Origin of the sequence: Pseudoalteromonas sp. SR45-6 (assembly GCF_014163545.1) — a bacterium.
In the GTDB taxonomy this organism is placed as follows: domain Bacteria; phylum Pseudomonadota; class Gammaproteobacteria; order Enterobacterales; family Alteromonadaceae; genus Pseudoalteromonas; species Pseudoalteromonas rhizosphaerae.
Genome location: NZ_JACJDM010000025.1, coordinates 48,884 through 64,500, shown reverse-complemented (window position 1 = coordinate 64,500; position 15,617 = coordinate 48,884). Strand labels below are relative to the sequence as shown.

Sequence of the window (15,617 nt, the reverse complement as noted above, 5' to 3'; positions counted from 1 at the left end):
CGCTCAACCGTTAAACCAGCAAGTGAAGCCGCCTGCTGTGTTGCTTGTCGTTGTTTATTATTAAAGTAGGCCGGTACTGAAATAACAGCTTCAGTAATGGGTTGTTGTAAATATACTTCAGCTTGACGTTTCGCTTCTTCTTCAGCTTTCTTCAATGCGGCCTCTTCTGCTTCTCTTTGCAGACGCTCAGCTTCAACGCGATCTTTTTCAGACTTCGCGGTTTGTTCTGGGGTCATCTGCTTCTGTTTTGCTACACGTTCAGCATCTGCTTTACGTTTAGCTTCTTCTTTCACTTTACGGTCAGCCTCTTCTTTGGCTTTACGCTCTGCGTCTTGTTTTGCTTTAAGCTCAGCTGCTTCTTTTGCAGCTTGTTGCTCAAGTTCACGACGAGCGGCTTCTTCTGCTGCTATACGTGCTTGCTCTTGCTCTTGCTCAACCGCGCTTTTCTTCACGTAAGTACGTGTTTTACGTACTTCAACTTGTACTGACTTTGCTTGACCTGTAGAACCCGTCACACTTAATGTGCTTTTGCTCTTACGTTGCAATGTCATACGCGCTGGGCCATCTGAGCCTGTGCCGCCGTGTTGCTTGCTTAAGTGATCAAGTAACGTTGCTTTTTCTGCTTCAGTTACATTATCACCCGCTTGCTTAGTGATACCGGCTTGCGATAATTGTTGAAGCAATTTATCAACAGTTGTACCAATATCCCCGGCTAGTTTTTCAACATTTACTTCTGCCATAGTCTCTAATACCTCCGTTAATAAATTACTCGTCTGCGAACCAACAAATGTTGCGCGCAGCCATAATTAGCTCACCCGCTTTCTCTGGAGAAAGCTCTGTGATATCGACTAATTCATCAATACCTTGCTCTGCTAAATCTTCTAGCGTAACAACCCCTTTGCTTGCCATAACAAACGCAAGGTGACGCTCTAACCCTTCTAGTGCTAATAAGTCTTCAGCAGGCTCTGCACCATCAAGGCTTTCTTCTGTTTTAAGTGCTTTAGTCGTTAATGCATCTTTTGCACGTGAGCGTAACAAATCAACAGTATCTTCATCTAAACCATCAATTTCTAAAAACTCAGACGCAGGCACATAGGCAACTTCTTCAAGGGTTGAGAAACCTTCGTTGATAAGTAATGTTGCAAAGTCTTCATCGATGTCTAAGTTTTCAGTGAATAAGTTAATTAACTTATCAGATTCAGCTTCGTTCTTAGCGCGCATCTCTTCAACTGTCATTACGTTTAGTTCCCAACCAGTTAACTGGCTAGCAAGACGTACGTTTTGACCGTTACGACCAATTGCTTGTGCTAGGTTATCAGCTTCAACAGCGATATCCATTGAATGGGTGTCTTCATCCATTACAATTGAAGCAACTTCAGCAGGTGACATTGCATTAATAACGAACTGAGCTGGGTTGTCATCGTAAAGTACGATATCAACACGTTCACCACCTAATTCGGTAGAAACAGCTTGTACACGTGCACCACGCATACCAACACACGCACCAATTGGGTCGATACGTTTGTCGTTAGATTTCACGGCGATTTTAGCACGTGAACCTGGATCACGTGCCGCTGCACGTAGTTCAATCATCTCTTCGCCAATTTCTGGCACCTCAATGCGGAATAATTCCATCAGCATTTCTGGCTTAGAGCGTGTTACAAATAACTGTGCACCACGAGCATCAGGTTTTACTTCATAAAGTAAACCACGGATGCGATCGCCTGGACGGAAGTTTTCACGTGGTAACATGTCATCACGGTAAATAACCGCTTCAGCATTGTTACCTAAATCTAATACGATTGCGTCACGCGTTGCTTTTTTCACAACACCTGTTACTAACTCGCCTTGTTGATCTTTATAAGCTTCTACAACAAGTGCGCGCTCAGCTTCACGTACTTTTTGTACGATTACTTGTTTCGCCATTTGTGTAGTAATACGGTCAAATTTAATTGACTCGATTTGCTCTTCGATGAAATCACCAATCTTAAGATCTGGGTCATCAACCTGAGCCGCTTCTAACGTGATTTCGCTGTAAGGGTTTTCCAGTGAGCCATCTTCAAGTACTGCAGCAATCTGCCAACGACGGTAAGTGTCGTAGTCACCTGTTTTACGGTCAATTGCAACGCGTACTTCAATTTCACCAGTATGTTTTTTCTTAGTCGCAGTCGCTAATGCGAACTCTAACGCTTCGAAAATCTTTTCTTTTGGAACCGCTTTCTCATTGGAAACGGCTTCAGCAACCAATAATATCTCTTTTGCCATGGGTTATGCCTCGCTTGCCCTATTCCTTCGCACTCGGATTAAAACTTTGCGATGATGTTCGCACGTTCAATGTTACTGAGCATAATTAACTGCTCAGTACCGTCATATGAAAGTGTGATCATATCACTGCTAACTGCTATTAGATCGCCTTTAAAATTACGGCGACCATCTTGTGGAAGCTTAGTACGCACGCGTACTTCCTCTCCTTGTGCCTTCTCGTAGTGATCTTGTTTGAATAATAGACGATCAACACCAGGAGACGATACTTCCAAATCATATTCATTTGTAATCGGGTCTTCGACATCTAAAATTGCGCTTATTTGACGACTTGCATCAGCACAGTTATCAACCGAGATCCCCGCTTCGTGATCGATATAGACCCTAAGCGTAGAATGGCGACCCGCTTGCACAAACTCTAGACCATGTAATTCAAAGCCTAACATTTCAACTGACGGTGAAAGCATGGTTAATAAATCTTGCTCAAGTTTTGTCACGAAAATTCTCCATACAAACAAAAAAAGGGCTTATAGCCCTAAAATACTTAGCTTATACCTTGATTTAAAATCAAGAGGTGCAGATACAACAACGCCCCGAACCAAGCGGGGCGTCACACCTAAAGCATAAAACTGTGTGGCCATGGGCCAAGCTTGGTTGCGGATAGCTAACACCATCTAAATTAAACCCAAAGGCTTAAACGCAAAACGCGCATTACATAGAATGCGCGACTTCAAATCAGTAACTAAAATCGCTACTCAAAAGTATGGCTTCAAGAATTGAGAAACATTAATAAAATTAATGGCTTATCTCAAAAACTTGGTTGCGGGAGCCGGATTTGAACCGACGACCTTCGGGTTATGAGCCCGACGAGCTACCAGGCTGCTCCATCCCGCGCCAACTTGTATCAAATATCTGATACTTGCCTAGCAGCTAATTAAGTGAGCTAGACAATGGCGGCTATTATAAAGAGGCTTGGCGGAATTAGCAACCAAAAACTGGTAAAGAATGACTAGATTATAAAGTACAAAATTATAGGTCAGAACAATTAGCTATAACGGAACACCAAGTGCGATTTTTAAAAACCAACATAAAGGCCCTAGGGCGTGTTGACCTTTTGTGATTAATTTTGCAGCAGTATGTTTGGTATTTAGGCAAGGCAGAGTCTATGTAGTGTGGTTGTTCCCCATAAATAGGCGATAACGCAGTATAAATTCCAAACATGCGCTGCCCAAAGGGTTCTTCCTAGGGGCGATTAACTCTTTGTTGCTCGATTTTTACTTAGCCCACTAGGTTACAAACCTCGCGCCGCGATTAAATCGCCCCTAGATTGAACAAATTTCAATCCACAAAGGTCAACACGCCCTAGCCTTATTGGCATTAATAAAGCACGCTATCGCGCAATTTCCATCGATTTACTCACTCTTTCCTACACAGCGTCTATACTAAGTTTTTAATGGCAATCTGCATATTTAAGGCTATTTAGAGAGGGCTTATTATGAGTATTTCTGCTCATCATCAAAAAATGTTATTATGAAGTATCGCAATAATAAAACCCAACTTTCACTGTTTTACTGTTACCTTTCATGTGCAATTAAAACGTCATGCATTGACAATGCAATGGCCTAGCAGTGATGAAATAAGTGAAAAAAGTTATTTGTTGTATTGCTCATTGGAACGCACTATTACCCACTTAGATCGCTTATTGTCTGTATTACCTTTTATTCATTATCATGCCAACAACCTAAGTAAATCTGGCCTCACTTGTCAGGATGTTGATTTATTATGTGATGCTTTTATAGCTGCGCTAAAAATTCATTTGGGCCGAGAATTTACGCTAAACCTAGAACAAGCGTGGCGTTATGCACTCAGGATGTTTAACAGCATAGTGAAAAGCTATTTATTTAATACCAGTAATATTGTTGCAATTAACAAGTCCGTGCAGCAGCAAGTGAATTCATAACAAATAACCTACATGCATTATTCTATACTGGCTAACTCTTGTAGAAGACGATCTATTTGGTGCTGTTCAACATCGATTAAAGTTGCATATTTTGATGTTAACGCACTCATTTTTCTAGATAAGGAGTTATCAAGAGTCGCATCAGTTAAGTTATTAGGTTGCTCTTTAGCCTGAGCTTCGAGGGCTGCTATTTGGCGATCCATTTGAGCTTGGTAAGTATCTATTTTTGATTGTCGCTGTTCAACATCTCGTTTGATTTCTTGTGACCGAATGAACGAATCAATACCTTTGCTCTGGGTTGATTGTTGGTCAATTTCAGACGTGTTTTTCGACGCAGGCAAAGCGTGTTTTTCTTTTAAGAGTCGATCAATATCCCGCTGTTCACGTGCAATTAAAACGTTATAGCGCTCTGAAATACTGGTCATTTGATTAGCTATTGCAGTTTCTTTTTTTGCACCAGATAAATTATTTAACTGCGCATCTGATTGCTCACCTAAGGCGGCAATTTGCTGATTCATTTTCTCGCTTAAGCTATCAATTTTATCTTGATGCTGTTGAATATCAGCATCAATTTGCCGAGTCCGAATATAACTATCAACGCCCGAGGTATCAATATTTTCATTAGCAACAATCTGACTAGATAAGCTTGGGTTTTGCTCTTTTACAGAGATTAGTTTCGCATCATCACCACATGGAAATTGACTAAATTCCACGACGCCTTTTTTTTCACACTGATAGACTGTGGCATGCAAAGAACTAACATGGCAAAGTGCAATGAGACAAGGTAAAACAATTTTAAATTTGCAAATAGCATACTGATATTGATTCATAAGGCGACACTCCTTTGTTTACGTATTAATACCTATACCACGACTATCAGTATTAATAAATGCGATCTAATCGACAATTTAATTCGTATAAAACAATTTTGAGCAAAATTAATGATCTATAAAACTCTGAGATTTATTTTTGGCGACCAACTTAATGCCAATCACAGTTGGTATAAAGAAGAGGATCAAACACAATACCTTTATGTCATTGCTGAATTAAAACAAGAAACAGATTATGTAAAACACCATATACAAAAGGTAGCGGCGTTTTTTGCGGCAATGGAGAACTTTGCGACTGCGCTCAAACAAGTACAATTAAATGTGCTTCATTTAACACTCGATGATACCCACGATGACGCATGCATTACCTCATTGCTAACACGCTTGGCGAAGCAATATCAGTGTCAACAAATCCAATATCAGTATCCTGATGAGTATAGATTAAAAACTCAACTGCAAGAGTTTGCAAACAGCAGTGACTTTAATGTTAGTGCCACAGACAGCGAACATTTTTTATTACCTTTTGCTGATATCAGCGACCATTTTAAAAAAGATAAGCATGTGAAAATGGAATTTTTTTATCGCATGATGCGCAAGCGCTTTAACATATTGATGCAAGATAATGCTCCACTAGGCGGGCAATGGAACTTTGACCAAGACAATCGTAACAAATTAAAAAAAACTGATTTAGCTGCTATCCCTGAACCAAAAATATTTACCAATAATATTGAAGCTATTTTACAGCGCATAAAAAAACACCAGGTAAATACCCTTGGCCATTGTTCAGCAACTTTATTATGGCCAACCAGTCGTGCTCAAGCAAAAGAATTACTCGATTACTTTTGCACTCATCTACTCCCCTGTTTCGGAAAATTTCAAGACGCGATGACCTGTCAGAGCTCATACAAATGGAGCTTGTATCATAGTCGTATCGCGTTTGCACTTAACACAAAAATGCTGCACCCAATGCAAGTTATTAAGCAAGTACTGGCTGAGTTTGCGGCACGCCAAGAACAGATCACGCTTGCCCAAGTTGAGGGGTTTATTAGGCAAATTTTAGGTTGGCGAGAATATGTAAGAGGTATTTATTGGCAAAATATGCCTGATTACGCGAGTAAAAATGAACTTGAGGCTGCTCGTCTGTTACCAGATTATTTTTGGAGTGGCAAAACAAAAATGAACTGTATGAAACAGGCAATCACGCAGAGCTTAGAGACCGCCTACGCGCATCATATTCAACGCTTAATGATCACCGGAAACTTTTGCTTATTAACCGGTATTGATCCAAATGAAGTTGATAGCTGGTATTTGGGCATTTACATCGATGCCATTGAATGGGTAGAAATGCCTAACACCCGTGGTATGAGTCAATTTGCAGATGGCGGCCTAATCGCCACAAAACCGTATGCCGCAAGCGGTAACTACATAAACAAAATGAGTGATTACTGCACCAGCTGCCACTATAACGTAAAACAAAAAAGTGACGACACGGCTTGCCCTTTTAATAGTTTATATTGGCAATTTATGCACACCCATGAAGCCCGCTTAGCTCGTAACCCACGTATTGGCATGGTCTATAAAAATTGGCAAAAACAAGATACATCACAACAGCACGCTATTTTAGAGCGAGCGCAATGGTGCCTAAATAATATAGAAAAACTCTAACAGAAGTATCATATCAGGTAATATTGTTAATTAAATGTTTAATTAATTTGTAATTATAGTGTAATTACCCTACTTTCTAATATTAGAAATTACTCCACAACACTATGAGAACACGATGAAAAAACAGTTTTTAACGACATTATTACTGATCAGTACAAGCCAAGCACAGGCATTTAGCCAAGAAACACATAAACGTATCGTCATCGATGCAGTGAACTATATGCAGCAGCACCCAAGCAGCACACAGTTTTCGGCATTAAGCCAATACGCTCAACAAAATAATATGACGGTAACCCAGTTAGCCGAAGTACTAGGCCAAGCAGCCTATGATGTGGATGACTTTGAAGACACCTTCTTTTGTGGTGCTGTAACGGGGTCATGTGTTCAAGCACCAATATGGGGAGCAGCAGAGAGTATTGTTAAATATACCAGCTATTGGCATTTCCAAAACCATACCCAAGGGGCTGATCAACACGGTAACGACTTTGGTGGCTACAATTACCAAAAACTGACGGTATGGGGCACCGTTGATAACTTGGCTTCAAGCTGGTTAAAAGGTGACTACCTTGATGACGGTCAAGGCGGTGAAACAGGCTGGTTTAATGCCGATTCATCAAAGTACAACAGCTATGGTATTACTGAAGCTAATTACCGAATTGACAGCCAATCAAATTACAACATGTACGATGACTTTGAAGAAATGCCTTTTCAGCCAATTGATAATTTAGGTCAATACTGGTATCAAAGCTATTTGCAAAGTGGCAACCCACAAGTGTTAGGTTTTGTTTTCCATACAACTGACTTACTACAACCACACCATACTTGGACCACATCTGATCTCAATCATTCAAGCTGGGAAAGCTGGGTAAAAGACTACTATGATCAGGAACAACTCAATGACTCTGCCCTTATTACACAAGCCATGCAAACATTTTCAGCACTGGATATAAACAGTCAAGACGTACGTCCTTTACTGACACAAGGTGGCGCTTTTTCTTATGCTCAAGGCGGTATTGTGCTTAATTCACAAGACCATTACGACCGCTTAAATACGGCAAAACAAGTGATCCCACATGCGATTGCCATGGTTGTGCACCTACTTAATCATGCCATGGTCGTACGCCAATGAAAGCGCTGAGCAGTTGTATTTTGTTATTGTTAGGACTGCTTTATAGCAGCCTAACAATGGCATCATTTAACCAATATAGCGCTGCTGAAGTGCGTTTAATGCAGCAAGTTTATCAACAACACAATGCCAACATTAGTCGCAAAGACGTTCGTAAACATATGTTTGAAAATCAATTTTTATTATATCAAGCAGAACAACATATGCCTGAGCTGCTTGAACGTCAATCTGCGGTAGGCTTTAGCACGCAGTACCATGTTGAGCGCTATTTAATGAACATATTTGACAGGCAACTCAATTTATCAACATCCTATGTTAAAGGAAGTAATCTCACACAATATAATGCCCAGTGGCTGCTCAAAGTATTGCCTAGCTACCCTGCTGATGGCCAATACAACGCTGAACAAATCAATAAAATGCAGCGCACTGAGCTCAGAGGGCTCTTTACAACCGCCGTCAATCTTTATGAGTTTATAGCCCCTTTATCTATGCAAGTACGCTTTCGACTGCACCAAGGTGAAAGTGACTTATTCAAAACTGAAGTGATAAAAAAGCAACAATTTGAGGCGTTGCTTTTAAAAGCAACGCCATTACTTTTAAAGCAAGGGATCAGTATCGCGCACCTAGAAGAACTAGCAAAAGGCGATATTTTAAGGCCTTCGATTCAAAGTTGGCTAGGTATTAAAGACATGATGCACGTTCAAAGCCCAATACTCGACAGTCTTGAACAACAAATATCCGATAAAGAAATAAAAAATTATTATCAGGCAAATAAAGCGCGCTTTAAATACCTTAGTGAAGTGACAGCTTACGGCGCTGCGTTTACTGAGCGAGAGCAAGCGGTTCGCTTTAGAAACACAGTACAAGCAAGCTCTTTTACAGATGCATTATATATATCACAGCAAACCGACATTTATGCTAAGTATCACAATAAACTAACTCGCAAAAATAAAAGTAATTGGGCTGTGCAACTGGCTTATACGCTAAAAGCAGAAGAATTATCTGCGGTGATGCGCTCACCTGAAGGTCTATGGGTCGTCATAATTAGTAATAACCATCAGTATAACTACTTTAGCGCTACTGACGAAACTGTTCGCTATCAAGCTAAAAAAGCCATCGCAATACAAAAAGCGCAGCAACGCTATCAGCAAAATTGGCTGGCTTGGCAACAACAAAATGCTGTAAAACTATGAATAAAAAAGCTATCTACATAATTACAGGCGTCGCTTGTTTAGGTTTTTTAGTAATAAATTTAACAACAGAGCGAAAACGCGAAATAGCTCCCATCCGCGCTGCTGATGATTTAACGCCAGTAACGCCCGCACCACAAATAAATAATGCGTCGGCACCGACAGCTATTAATCCAGATATGACTGCTGAAGCGGCGATTGATAGTCACACCTCATTAAAAAATACTGATGCCAGTCAACAACTGCCGCCCATTACTACACCGAGTTACTTGCCTGTCATCGCAAAAAATCCAATCAGTGCGAGTCAGTTTCAAGGCGACTTAACCGATCATCAAGCTTACCTCGATTTTCATAAACAGCAGCAAACTCAGCTCGAGCAACGCTTTGTAATAGCTGCTCAACAAAAAATAACTAACCTTGAAAGCTTGCTCGAAAAAGGCCGTCAAAAAGGCCTCCCTCAACGGCAGCTGCAAGTTGCTATTGATAAAATTGCCGCCTTAAAAGACATGCAAGCCAAATTAAAAAGTAAAGATACAAACTGAACACAGCATCATTAATCATCTGCGATTAATGGTGCGCTAAGCGGACCCGATGTTTAAGCAAAGCTAAAAAAGCCGCCTCAACTGAGGCGGCTACTAAAAATAACAAGTAAATTAGGGGAAAAACACTGTCAAAGGGATGGTTATTTACCTTCTAGCAAGTTACCACTGCCAATTTCAATTTTACGTGGTTTAAGTGCTTCAGGGATCTCGCGTTGCAAATCGATACTAAGTAGCCCATTGGCTAAATCAGCGCCGAGTACTTTAACGTGGTCACCTAGCTGGAATTTGCGTTCAAAGTTGCGCTCAGCAATGCCTTGATGAATAAATTTGCGCTCTGCGCTGTCATCTTTATTGGCTTTAATGCCAGCAACTTTTAAGGTGTTATTTTCTGACTCTATCGTCAGCTCATTATCACTAAAACCGGCAACAGCCATAGTAATGCGATATTTGTCTTTATCGAGTGCTTCGATGTTATACGGAGGAAAACTTGGCTGCTTGTCAGTGCGAGCGGCCGCATCCATTAAAGATGCTAAATGATCGAAGCCAATGAATGAACGATAAAGTGGTGATAAATCTACTGTACGCATAATAATATCCTCATATTTAAGCGATATTTTGCATGTGCTTTTCGGTTGAACAAGCGCAAGCAAAGTTTAATTAATAATATAAATTTCAATTACTTCTGTTTAGTTGGGACCCATCAGGCGTCCTCACTAAACTATATATGGACGGCGAAATTGTTTTCAAGATTATTTTTGAAAAAAGTTTTATTTTTTTTCAAAATCTCTTTTTGCCTACTCAATAAAGTGAGGATTCAAAGTTTGCTTTTCAAGTCTTTAAATAGTAATAAGGGGAATTAGCTTTAGAGGTCGATATGAAAAAAGTAACGAGTTTGCTGCTCAATATAATTATGTTAGTTGTGGTGTTTTTTGTAGTGACTACATATCAGCAACGCAATTTACTCAGCTCAGATAGCAGCCCTGCTCCATATTTTAATTTACCTGTGCTCAATGACAGCGAACAACGTATTGATATTGCGATGCTCAAAGGTAACACCACCGTGGTTTATTTTTTTGCGCCATGGTGCACAATCTGTCGTTACAGTATGCCAAACCTAGAAGCGGCATTGGTTGATTCTAATATCAACGCCATTGGCATTGCACTTGATTATAAAAATGAACAAGCAGTTGCGCAGTTTGTTAGTGAACTTAAACTCACAATGCCCATTTTACTAGGCGATAAAAATACCCAGAGTAATTATAAAATCAGCGCCTTTCCTACTTACTATGTAATTGATCAACAACTGCGAATAACCGCACGCTCAATGGGCTATTCAAGCCAATTAGGTATTACTATCAGAGCTCAAAACTAAATGTAACAGCTTGTAACACCTCCCTACATTTGCCTACATTTTCGTACAGTTTACTACGTATTTTTATATATTTTCTCATTACTATAGGTCGCAGTCACACTTACTCATAACCATGGAAGAATCATGTTAGCCACCTGCTTGCCATCACTTTACCGTTTAACGCCACTGGCGTTGTGTTTGCCATTTTTAACGCACGCCAACGTTGATGCTAATGAAGAAATAATAGAGCGTCTTGAAACCGTTTATAAACGCAGTAGCATTACCAGTGAAATAACCGAAAATACTGAAAAACTGATCACTATGCCCGGTGCTATGGGCGATCCACTGCGGGCAGTATTTGCATTACCAGGCGTTGTCGCCGCTGGCGGCTCAATGAGTGAACCGGCGGTACGTGGCTCATCGCCCGATGATAATTTGTTTGAAGTGGATTTTATGCCTGCAGGCTATATTTTTCATGATTTCGGCAGTTCTATTTTCAACAAGTACATTATTCAAGATTTTCAACTTTACTCAGCCGGCTATGGCACCAGTTACAGCAACGCCACCGGTGCCGTATTTGACGTAACACTGCGTAATCCTAAATATCAACCGATTACTACCACGCTTGATCTTACAATGTTTAATGCCGGTGTCTTTGTTGAAGGGCAACTCACGCAGAACACCGCGTTTTATTTATCAGCACGTAAAAGTACATTACCACTGTTCTTCTCTAAAGGTGAAGAGCTTGAAAACGACGATGGTGAACTCAGTGGTATCACCATCAATGATCCCCCAGATGATCATGATTACCAAGGCAAATGGATCTGGGATATAAACAATCAAAACGCCCTAACAGTGTCATTTACAGGCGCAAAAGACTCGGTTGCAGCAGGCTTTAATCAACGCGCTGAACTTTCACTAAAAAATCCTGAGTATCAAGGCGATGCTGATTTTATTCGTGAATTTACCAGCCAAAGTATCTTATGGGATCACTTTAATAAAGACTTTCATTTACGCTTAGGCGTTGGTTCGCTCGAACATTCTGGCCGATTGGAATACGCTAAACGTGCCACGCTAAGTGATGGCTATTTTGATGAAGAACAACAAAAGCAAATCACTTATAAAGGACGATTAAATTGGCGTGTTACTAAAGCCCAGCAACTGGTTTTTGATGCCGCCTATTTTGATAACGACAGTACTTACAGTTACGATAGTTTTCAATATCTTTGTACCGAGCTCGATCCTGATTGCGATCTAAACAAAGGTGAGCGAATAACTGGCAAAGACAAGCTAGCCCTTGATAAGTACTTTGTTGGTGTTAGCCATGTTTGGGTTATTAACGAACAATGGCAAAGCGAAGTCGGCGTGCAATATCAAAGCAATGATTACACTGATGAAGATTTTGTGATGCCGCGCCTTGCGCTTAGCTACTTTATTAATAATCACAATAGCATCAATGCTAAATACGGGCATTATAATCGCATGCAAGATATTGACACTCTATTGCCTGAACACGGCAACCCGAATTTACGTTCGCAAACCTCAAAACACAGCAGTTTAGGTTTTGCACAAGAACTTGCCGATGAATGGACATGGTCTATTGAAGGGTATTACAAAACCATGGACGATTTACCGTTGGCATTAAACAATTATTCCGATGCAGCAATTCGTTACAGTAATGATGTAACTGGGCGAGCTTACGGTGTTGATCTATTAATAAACAAAAATAAAACTGATAAATGGTATGGCTGGCTTGCAGTTAGTTATGCCAAAAGTGAACGTACTGACCAACGCCAAAATATCACTCGGGATTATTACGCTGATACCCCTTTAGTTGTCAACATGGTGTTTAATTACCAAATCAGTGAAAAATGGCAAGGCGGCTTTAACTTTACTGCCCGCAGCGGTCAAGCTTACACCCCGATTGTTGGCGTCACAGAAAATTCCGAATTCGAAGGACGTTTTTTACCACAATATGGTGATCCATTTTCTGAGCGTTTCGATGTTTATCATCGGCTTGATCTTCGTTTTGAACGTCAAACCGACTTTTGGGGCTTAGACGGTGTGTTAATTTTAGAATTAATGAACGCCTACGGCCAAGCAAACACCAGTAGCATTGATTTAGATTATCAGAAAGTAACCTCGACTAATGATTTAATTATCAAAGAAAACGAGGATGATTTTGAAATGCGCCCTTCAATTGGCTTTAGTGTTAAGTTTTAATTAGCCACCCCACATACACCTTTAATACTGATTAAAGGTGTATGCAATCATTAAAATAGAATTCATCAATCGTTTTTTTACGCTGTTTATTTTTTCTCAATTAGTTAAGATGAATGTAAATAAAATCGAGGAGAGCGATATGTTAACTGTAATTTTTGGCCGTGAAGGCTGCCCTTATTGTGTACGTGCTAAAGATGTTGCTGAAAAACTAGCAAATGAACGTGATGATTTTAAATACCGTTATGTTGATATTATTAAAGAAGGCGTTAGTAAAGCCGATTTAGAACAATCAGCAGGTAAGCCTTGCCCAACCGTGCCACAAATCTTTATTGACCAAGCACACATCGGTGGTTTCACTGAGTTTGAAGCTTACGCTAAAGAGAATCTTGGACTTTATCAATAAGTTCTGTATAAAATTTGTTAATCAATTTGATTTACCCACAATCAAATTGATTAAATTATGACCAACATCAACTACATACAAATTAGTTTCAATTTATACAAGCATTTGCCTCGTAAATCCTATACAATGCGCGCCTCTTTAAATTCGTTGAGGCGTATTAATGTCAGAACCAGTCACGTTTGAATCTCTAAATCTTTCTCCTGCAATTTTGAAGGCAGTTGAAGAGTTGGGTTACAAGACACCATCTGAAATCCAAGCTCAATGTATACCGTTATTGCTAGAAAGAAAGGACGTACTGGGACTAGCTCAAACGGGTACAGGTAAAACCGCAGCATTTGCACTGCCATTACTTAATAATATTGACCCGTCTGTGAAGCAGCCGCAGATCCTTGTACTCACACCAACCCGTGAGCTTGCGATCCAAGTAGCTGAGGCATTCGAACAATATGCTAAACATGTTCGTGGTATTGAAGTATTGGCACTTTATGGTGGCCAGAGCTACAGTATCCAATTAAGTGCACTTCGTCGTGGCGCGCAAGTTATCGTCGCTACTCCAGGTCGCTTAATCGATCATATTAACCGTGGCACTATCAAGTTTGACAGCTTACAAGCTCTTGTACTTGATGAAGCCGATGAAATGTTACGTATGGGCTTTATCGATGATGTTGAAAACATCATGGAAAAAACGCCGCGCGAAAAGCAAACATGTCTTTTCTCTGCGACCATGCCTAAGCAAATTCAAAACATCAGCAGCAAATATATGAATAACCCTGAACAGGTTCATATATCTGCGCGTAACTCAACAGTATCATCTGTTGAGCAAGTATTTTGGAATGCCAGCGTACACAAGAATAAAGCGATTGTTCGCTTTTTAGAAGCTGAACAATATGAAGGCGCGATTGTTTTCGTACGTACACGTAACGATACAGTACAACTTGCTGAATTATTAGAGCGCGAAGGTTTCTCTGCAGCTCCACTTAACGGTGACATGAACCAGCAAGCACGTGAACGCACAGTAGAACGCTTAAAAAGTGGCATGCTAAACGTTGTTATCGCAACAGACGTTGCAGCACGTGGTCTAGATGTTGACCGTTTAAGCCTTGTTATCAACTACGATATCCCACAAGATTCTGAAGCTTATGTTCACCGTATTGGCCGTACAGGTCGTGCTGGTCGTACTGGTAAAGCGATTCTTTTCGTAAAACATAACGAACGTTATTTACTTAAAAATATCATTCGTCATACGAATTCAGATATTGTACAAGTTGAACTACCAACTGCAAAAGTTGTTGAAGAAAAACGTATCGAAGCGTTACAAGCTAAATTAGCTATTGCGCTTGAAAATAAAGATATTACTTTCTTTAATGAAGTAGCAGCTAATATGGCGCAAAAGCTTGAACTTGCTCCTGAAGACCTAGCAGGTGCGTTACTGTGTTTAGCACAGCAACAATCACCAATTAAGGTTGAAGAAGTTAAGATCCAACAACGTGAGCGTAGCGAACGTAATGACCGTAACCCACGTGAGCGTAATGATCGTGGTGACCGTGGTCGTCGTAATGAACGCAGCGAACGCCCTGCACGTGACCGTGATGCTAAACCACGTGAACGTAATAGCCGTGATGCAGGCCCTATGGATACTTACCGTATCGAAGTAGGTCGTGAACATGGTGTTCAAGTTAAGAACATTGTTGGCGCTATCGCTAACGAAGCTGACATCTCAAGCAAGTTTATTGGTGATATTCGTTTACACGACAATCACAGTACGGTTCAATTACCGCAAAACATGCCTAAAGATGTACTTGATCATTTCCAAAAAGTGTTTATTTGTAAACGTCCAATGGGCTTAACATTAACACAAGATCAAGGTCCTGCTGAACCACGTGCTGAACGCTCTGAGCGTCCATCAGGTGACAAAAAACGCAGCTTTAACAAAGATGACAGTGCACGCGGTGATAAGCGTAGCGGTCCTCGTAAAGAACGTCGCCCAGTAAGCTTCACAGCTAAATAAGCAACGACTCTTTAATAAAAAAACCTTGCCACGAAAGTGACAAGGTTTTTTTGTGTT

14 protein-coding genes and 1 tRNA gene are annotated in these 15,617 nt (G+C 40.5%); 9 read left to right on the top strand and 6 right to left on the bottom strand.

Annotation, left to right across the window (positions count from 1 at the left end; translation table 11 throughout):
- The 4 genes from H5158_RS12250 to H5158_RS12235 all read right to left on the bottom strand — a co-directional run.
- The coding region (locus H5158_RS12250; protein ID WP_259399442.1) for a translation initiation factor IF-2 associated domain-containing protein at positions 1-740 on the bottom strand (740 nt) is incomplete at its 3' end.
- 25 nt (positions 741-765) lie between these two features.
- Positions 766-2,265, bottom strand: a complete 1,500-nt coding sequence (gene nusA, locus H5158_RS12245) for a transcription termination factor NusA (RefSeq protein WP_145240434.1) — start codon at positions 2,263-2,265, stop codon at positions 766-768.
- Positions 2,266-2,303: 38 nt separating this feature from the next.
- Complete coding sequence (gene rimP, locus H5158_RS12240; protein WP_145240432.1) at positions 2,304-2,759, bottom strand: ribosome maturation factor RimP; 456 nt, start codon at positions 2,757-2,759, stop codon at positions 2,304-2,306.
- Between the two features lie 320 nt (positions 2,760-3,079).
- Positions 3,080-3,156: transfer RNA gene (locus tag H5158_RS12235), tRNA-Met, on the bottom strand.
- A 718-nt stretch (positions 3,157-3,874) separates the two neighbouring features.
- Between H5158_RS12235 and H5158_RS12230 the strand changes: the two genes are divergently transcribed.
- The gene (locus H5158_RS12230) at positions 3,875-4,222 is read left to right on the top strand and encodes a globin (protein WP_182740117.1); all 348 of its coding nucleotides are present in this window, start codon (positions 3,875-3,877) and stop codon (positions 4,220-4,222) included.
- A gap of 17 nt (positions 4,223-4,239) precedes the next feature.
- Here H5158_RS12230 and H5158_RS12225 read toward each other — a convergent pair whose 3' ends face one another.
- Positions 4,240-5,052 (bottom strand): hypothetical protein, encoded by an 813-nt coding sequence (locus H5158_RS12225; RefSeq protein WP_182740116.1) that lies wholly within the window; start codon positions 5,050-5,052, stop codon positions 4,240-4,242.
- A gap of 111 nt (positions 5,053-5,163) precedes the next feature.
- Here H5158_RS12225 and H5158_RS12220 point away from each other — a divergent pair, with 111 nt between their 5' ends.
- The 4 genes from H5158_RS12220 (at position 5,164) to H5158_RS12205 (ending at position 9,575) form a co-directional block, all read left to right on the top strand.
- On the top strand, positions 5,164-6,717 hold the full coding sequence (locus tag H5158_RS12220; protein ID WP_182740115.1) for a cryptochrome/photolyase family protein: 1,554 nt from the start codon (positions 5,164-5,166) through the stop codon (positions 6,715-6,717).
- A 115-nt stretch (positions 6,718-6,832) separates the two neighbouring features.
- Positions 6,833-7,846 (top strand): phospholipase, encoded by a 1,014-nt coding sequence (locus H5158_RS12215; RefSeq protein ID WP_182740114.1) that lies wholly within the window; start codon positions 6,833-6,835, stop codon positions 7,844-7,846.
- A 56-nt stretch (positions 7,847-7,902) separates the two neighbouring features.
- The gene (locus H5158_RS12210; RefSeq protein ID WP_259399208.1) at positions 7,903-9,036 is read left to right on the top strand and encodes a peptidylprolyl isomerase; all 1,134 of its coding nucleotides are present in this window, start codon (positions 7,903-7,905) and stop codon (positions 9,034-9,036) included.
- Positions 9,033-9,575 carry a hypothetical protein gene (locus tag H5158_RS12205; protein ID WP_145240420.1) on the top strand — a complete coding sequence of 181 codons (543 nt, stop codon included), beginning with the start codon at positions 9,033-9,035 and terminating at the stop codon, positions 9,573-9,575. The genes H5158_RS12210 and H5158_RS12205 overlap by 4 nt, the downstream gene beginning before the upstream one ends.
- 140 nt (positions 9,576-9,715) lie before the next feature.
- Here H5158_RS12205 and H5158_RS12200 read toward each other — a convergent pair whose 3' ends face one another.
- The gene (locus H5158_RS12200; RefSeq protein WP_145240418.1) at positions 9,716-10,162 is read right to left on the bottom strand and encodes an Hsp20 family protein; all 447 of its coding nucleotides are present in this window, start codon (positions 10,160-10,162) and stop codon (positions 9,716-9,718) included.
- Positions 10,163-10,449: 287 nt separating this feature from the next.
- On the opposite strand from H5158_RS12200, the gene H5158_RS12195 reads away from it, so the two are divergent.
- The 4 genes from H5158_RS12195 (at position 10,450) to H5158_RS12180 (ending at position 15,560) form a co-directional block, all read left to right on the top strand.
- On the top strand, positions 10,450-10,947 hold the full coding sequence (locus H5158_RS12195; RefSeq protein WP_145240416.1) for a TlpA disulfide reductase family protein: 498 nt from the start codon (positions 10,450-10,452) through the stop codon (positions 10,945-10,947).
- A gap of 123 nt (positions 10,948-11,070) precedes the next feature.
- Positions 11,071-13,149 carry a TonB-dependent siderophore receptor gene (locus tag H5158_RS12190; protein ID WP_182740112.1) on the top strand — a complete coding sequence of 693 codons (2,079 nt, stop codon included), beginning with the start codon at positions 11,071-11,073 and terminating at the stop codon, positions 13,147-13,149.
- Positions 13,150-13,288: 139 nt separating this feature from the next.
- The gene (locus tag H5158_RS12185; RefSeq protein ID WP_149983014.1) at positions 13,289-13,552 is read left to right on the top strand and encodes a GrxA family glutaredoxin; all 264 of its coding nucleotides are present in this window, start codon (positions 13,289-13,291) and stop codon (positions 13,550-13,552) included.
- Positions 13,553-13,712: 160 nt separating this feature from the next.
- Positions 13,713-15,560 (top strand): DEAD/DEAH box helicase, encoded by a 1,848-nt coding sequence (locus tag H5158_RS12180; protein WP_145240410.1) that lies wholly within the window; start codon positions 13,713-13,715, stop codon positions 15,558-15,560.
- Positions 15,561-15,617: the final 57 nt, after the last annotated feature.

Bases quoted from the DNA above. Each gene is read 5' to 3' on its own strand.
- H5158_RS12190 (WP_182740112.1), top strand. From the start codon at position 11,071: ATGTTAGCCACCTGCTTGCCATCACTTTACCGTTTAACGCCACTGGCG.
- H5158_RS12180 (WP_145240410.1), top strand. From the start codon at position 13,713: ATGTCAGAACCAGTCACGTTTGAATCTCTAAATCTTTCTCCTGCAATT.
- H5158_RS12185 (WP_149983014.1), top strand. From the start codon at position 13,289: ATGTTAACTGTAATTTTTGGCCGTGAAGGCTGCCCTTATTGTGTACGT.
- H5158_RS12225 (WP_182740116.1), bottom strand. From the start codon at position 5,052: ATGAATCAATATCAGTATGCTATTTGCAAATTTAAAATTGTTTTACCT.
- H5158_RS12215 (WP_182740114.1), top strand. From the start codon at position 6,833: ATGAAAAAACAGTTTTTAACGACATTATTACTGATCAGTACAAGCCAA.
- H5158_RS12210 (WP_259399208.1), top strand. From the start codon at position 7,903: ATGGCATCATTTAACCAATATAGCGCTGCTGAAGTGCGTTTAATGCAG.
- H5158_RS12200 (WP_145240418.1), bottom strand. From the start codon at position 10,162: ATGCGTACAGTAGATTTATCACCACTTTATCGTTCATTCATTGGCTTC.
- nusA (WP_145240434.1), bottom strand. From the start codon at position 2,265: ATGGCAAAAGAGATATTATTGGTTGCTGAAGCCGTTTCCAATGAGAAA.
- H5158_RS12220 (WP_182740115.1), top strand. From the start codon at position 5,164: ATGATCTATAAAACTCTGAGATTTATTTTTGGCGACCAACTTAATGCC.
- H5158_RS12195 (WP_145240416.1), top strand. From the start codon at position 10,450: ATGAAAAAAGTAACGAGTTTGCTGCTCAATATAATTATGTTAGTTGTG.
- H5158_RS12230 (WP_182740117.1), top strand. From the start codon at position 3,875: ATGCAATGGCCTAGCAGTGATGAAATAAGTGAAAAAAGTTATTTGTTG.
- H5158_RS12205 (WP_145240420.1), top strand. From the start codon at position 9,033: ATGAATAAAAAAGCTATCTACATAATTACAGGCGTCGCTTGTTTAGGT.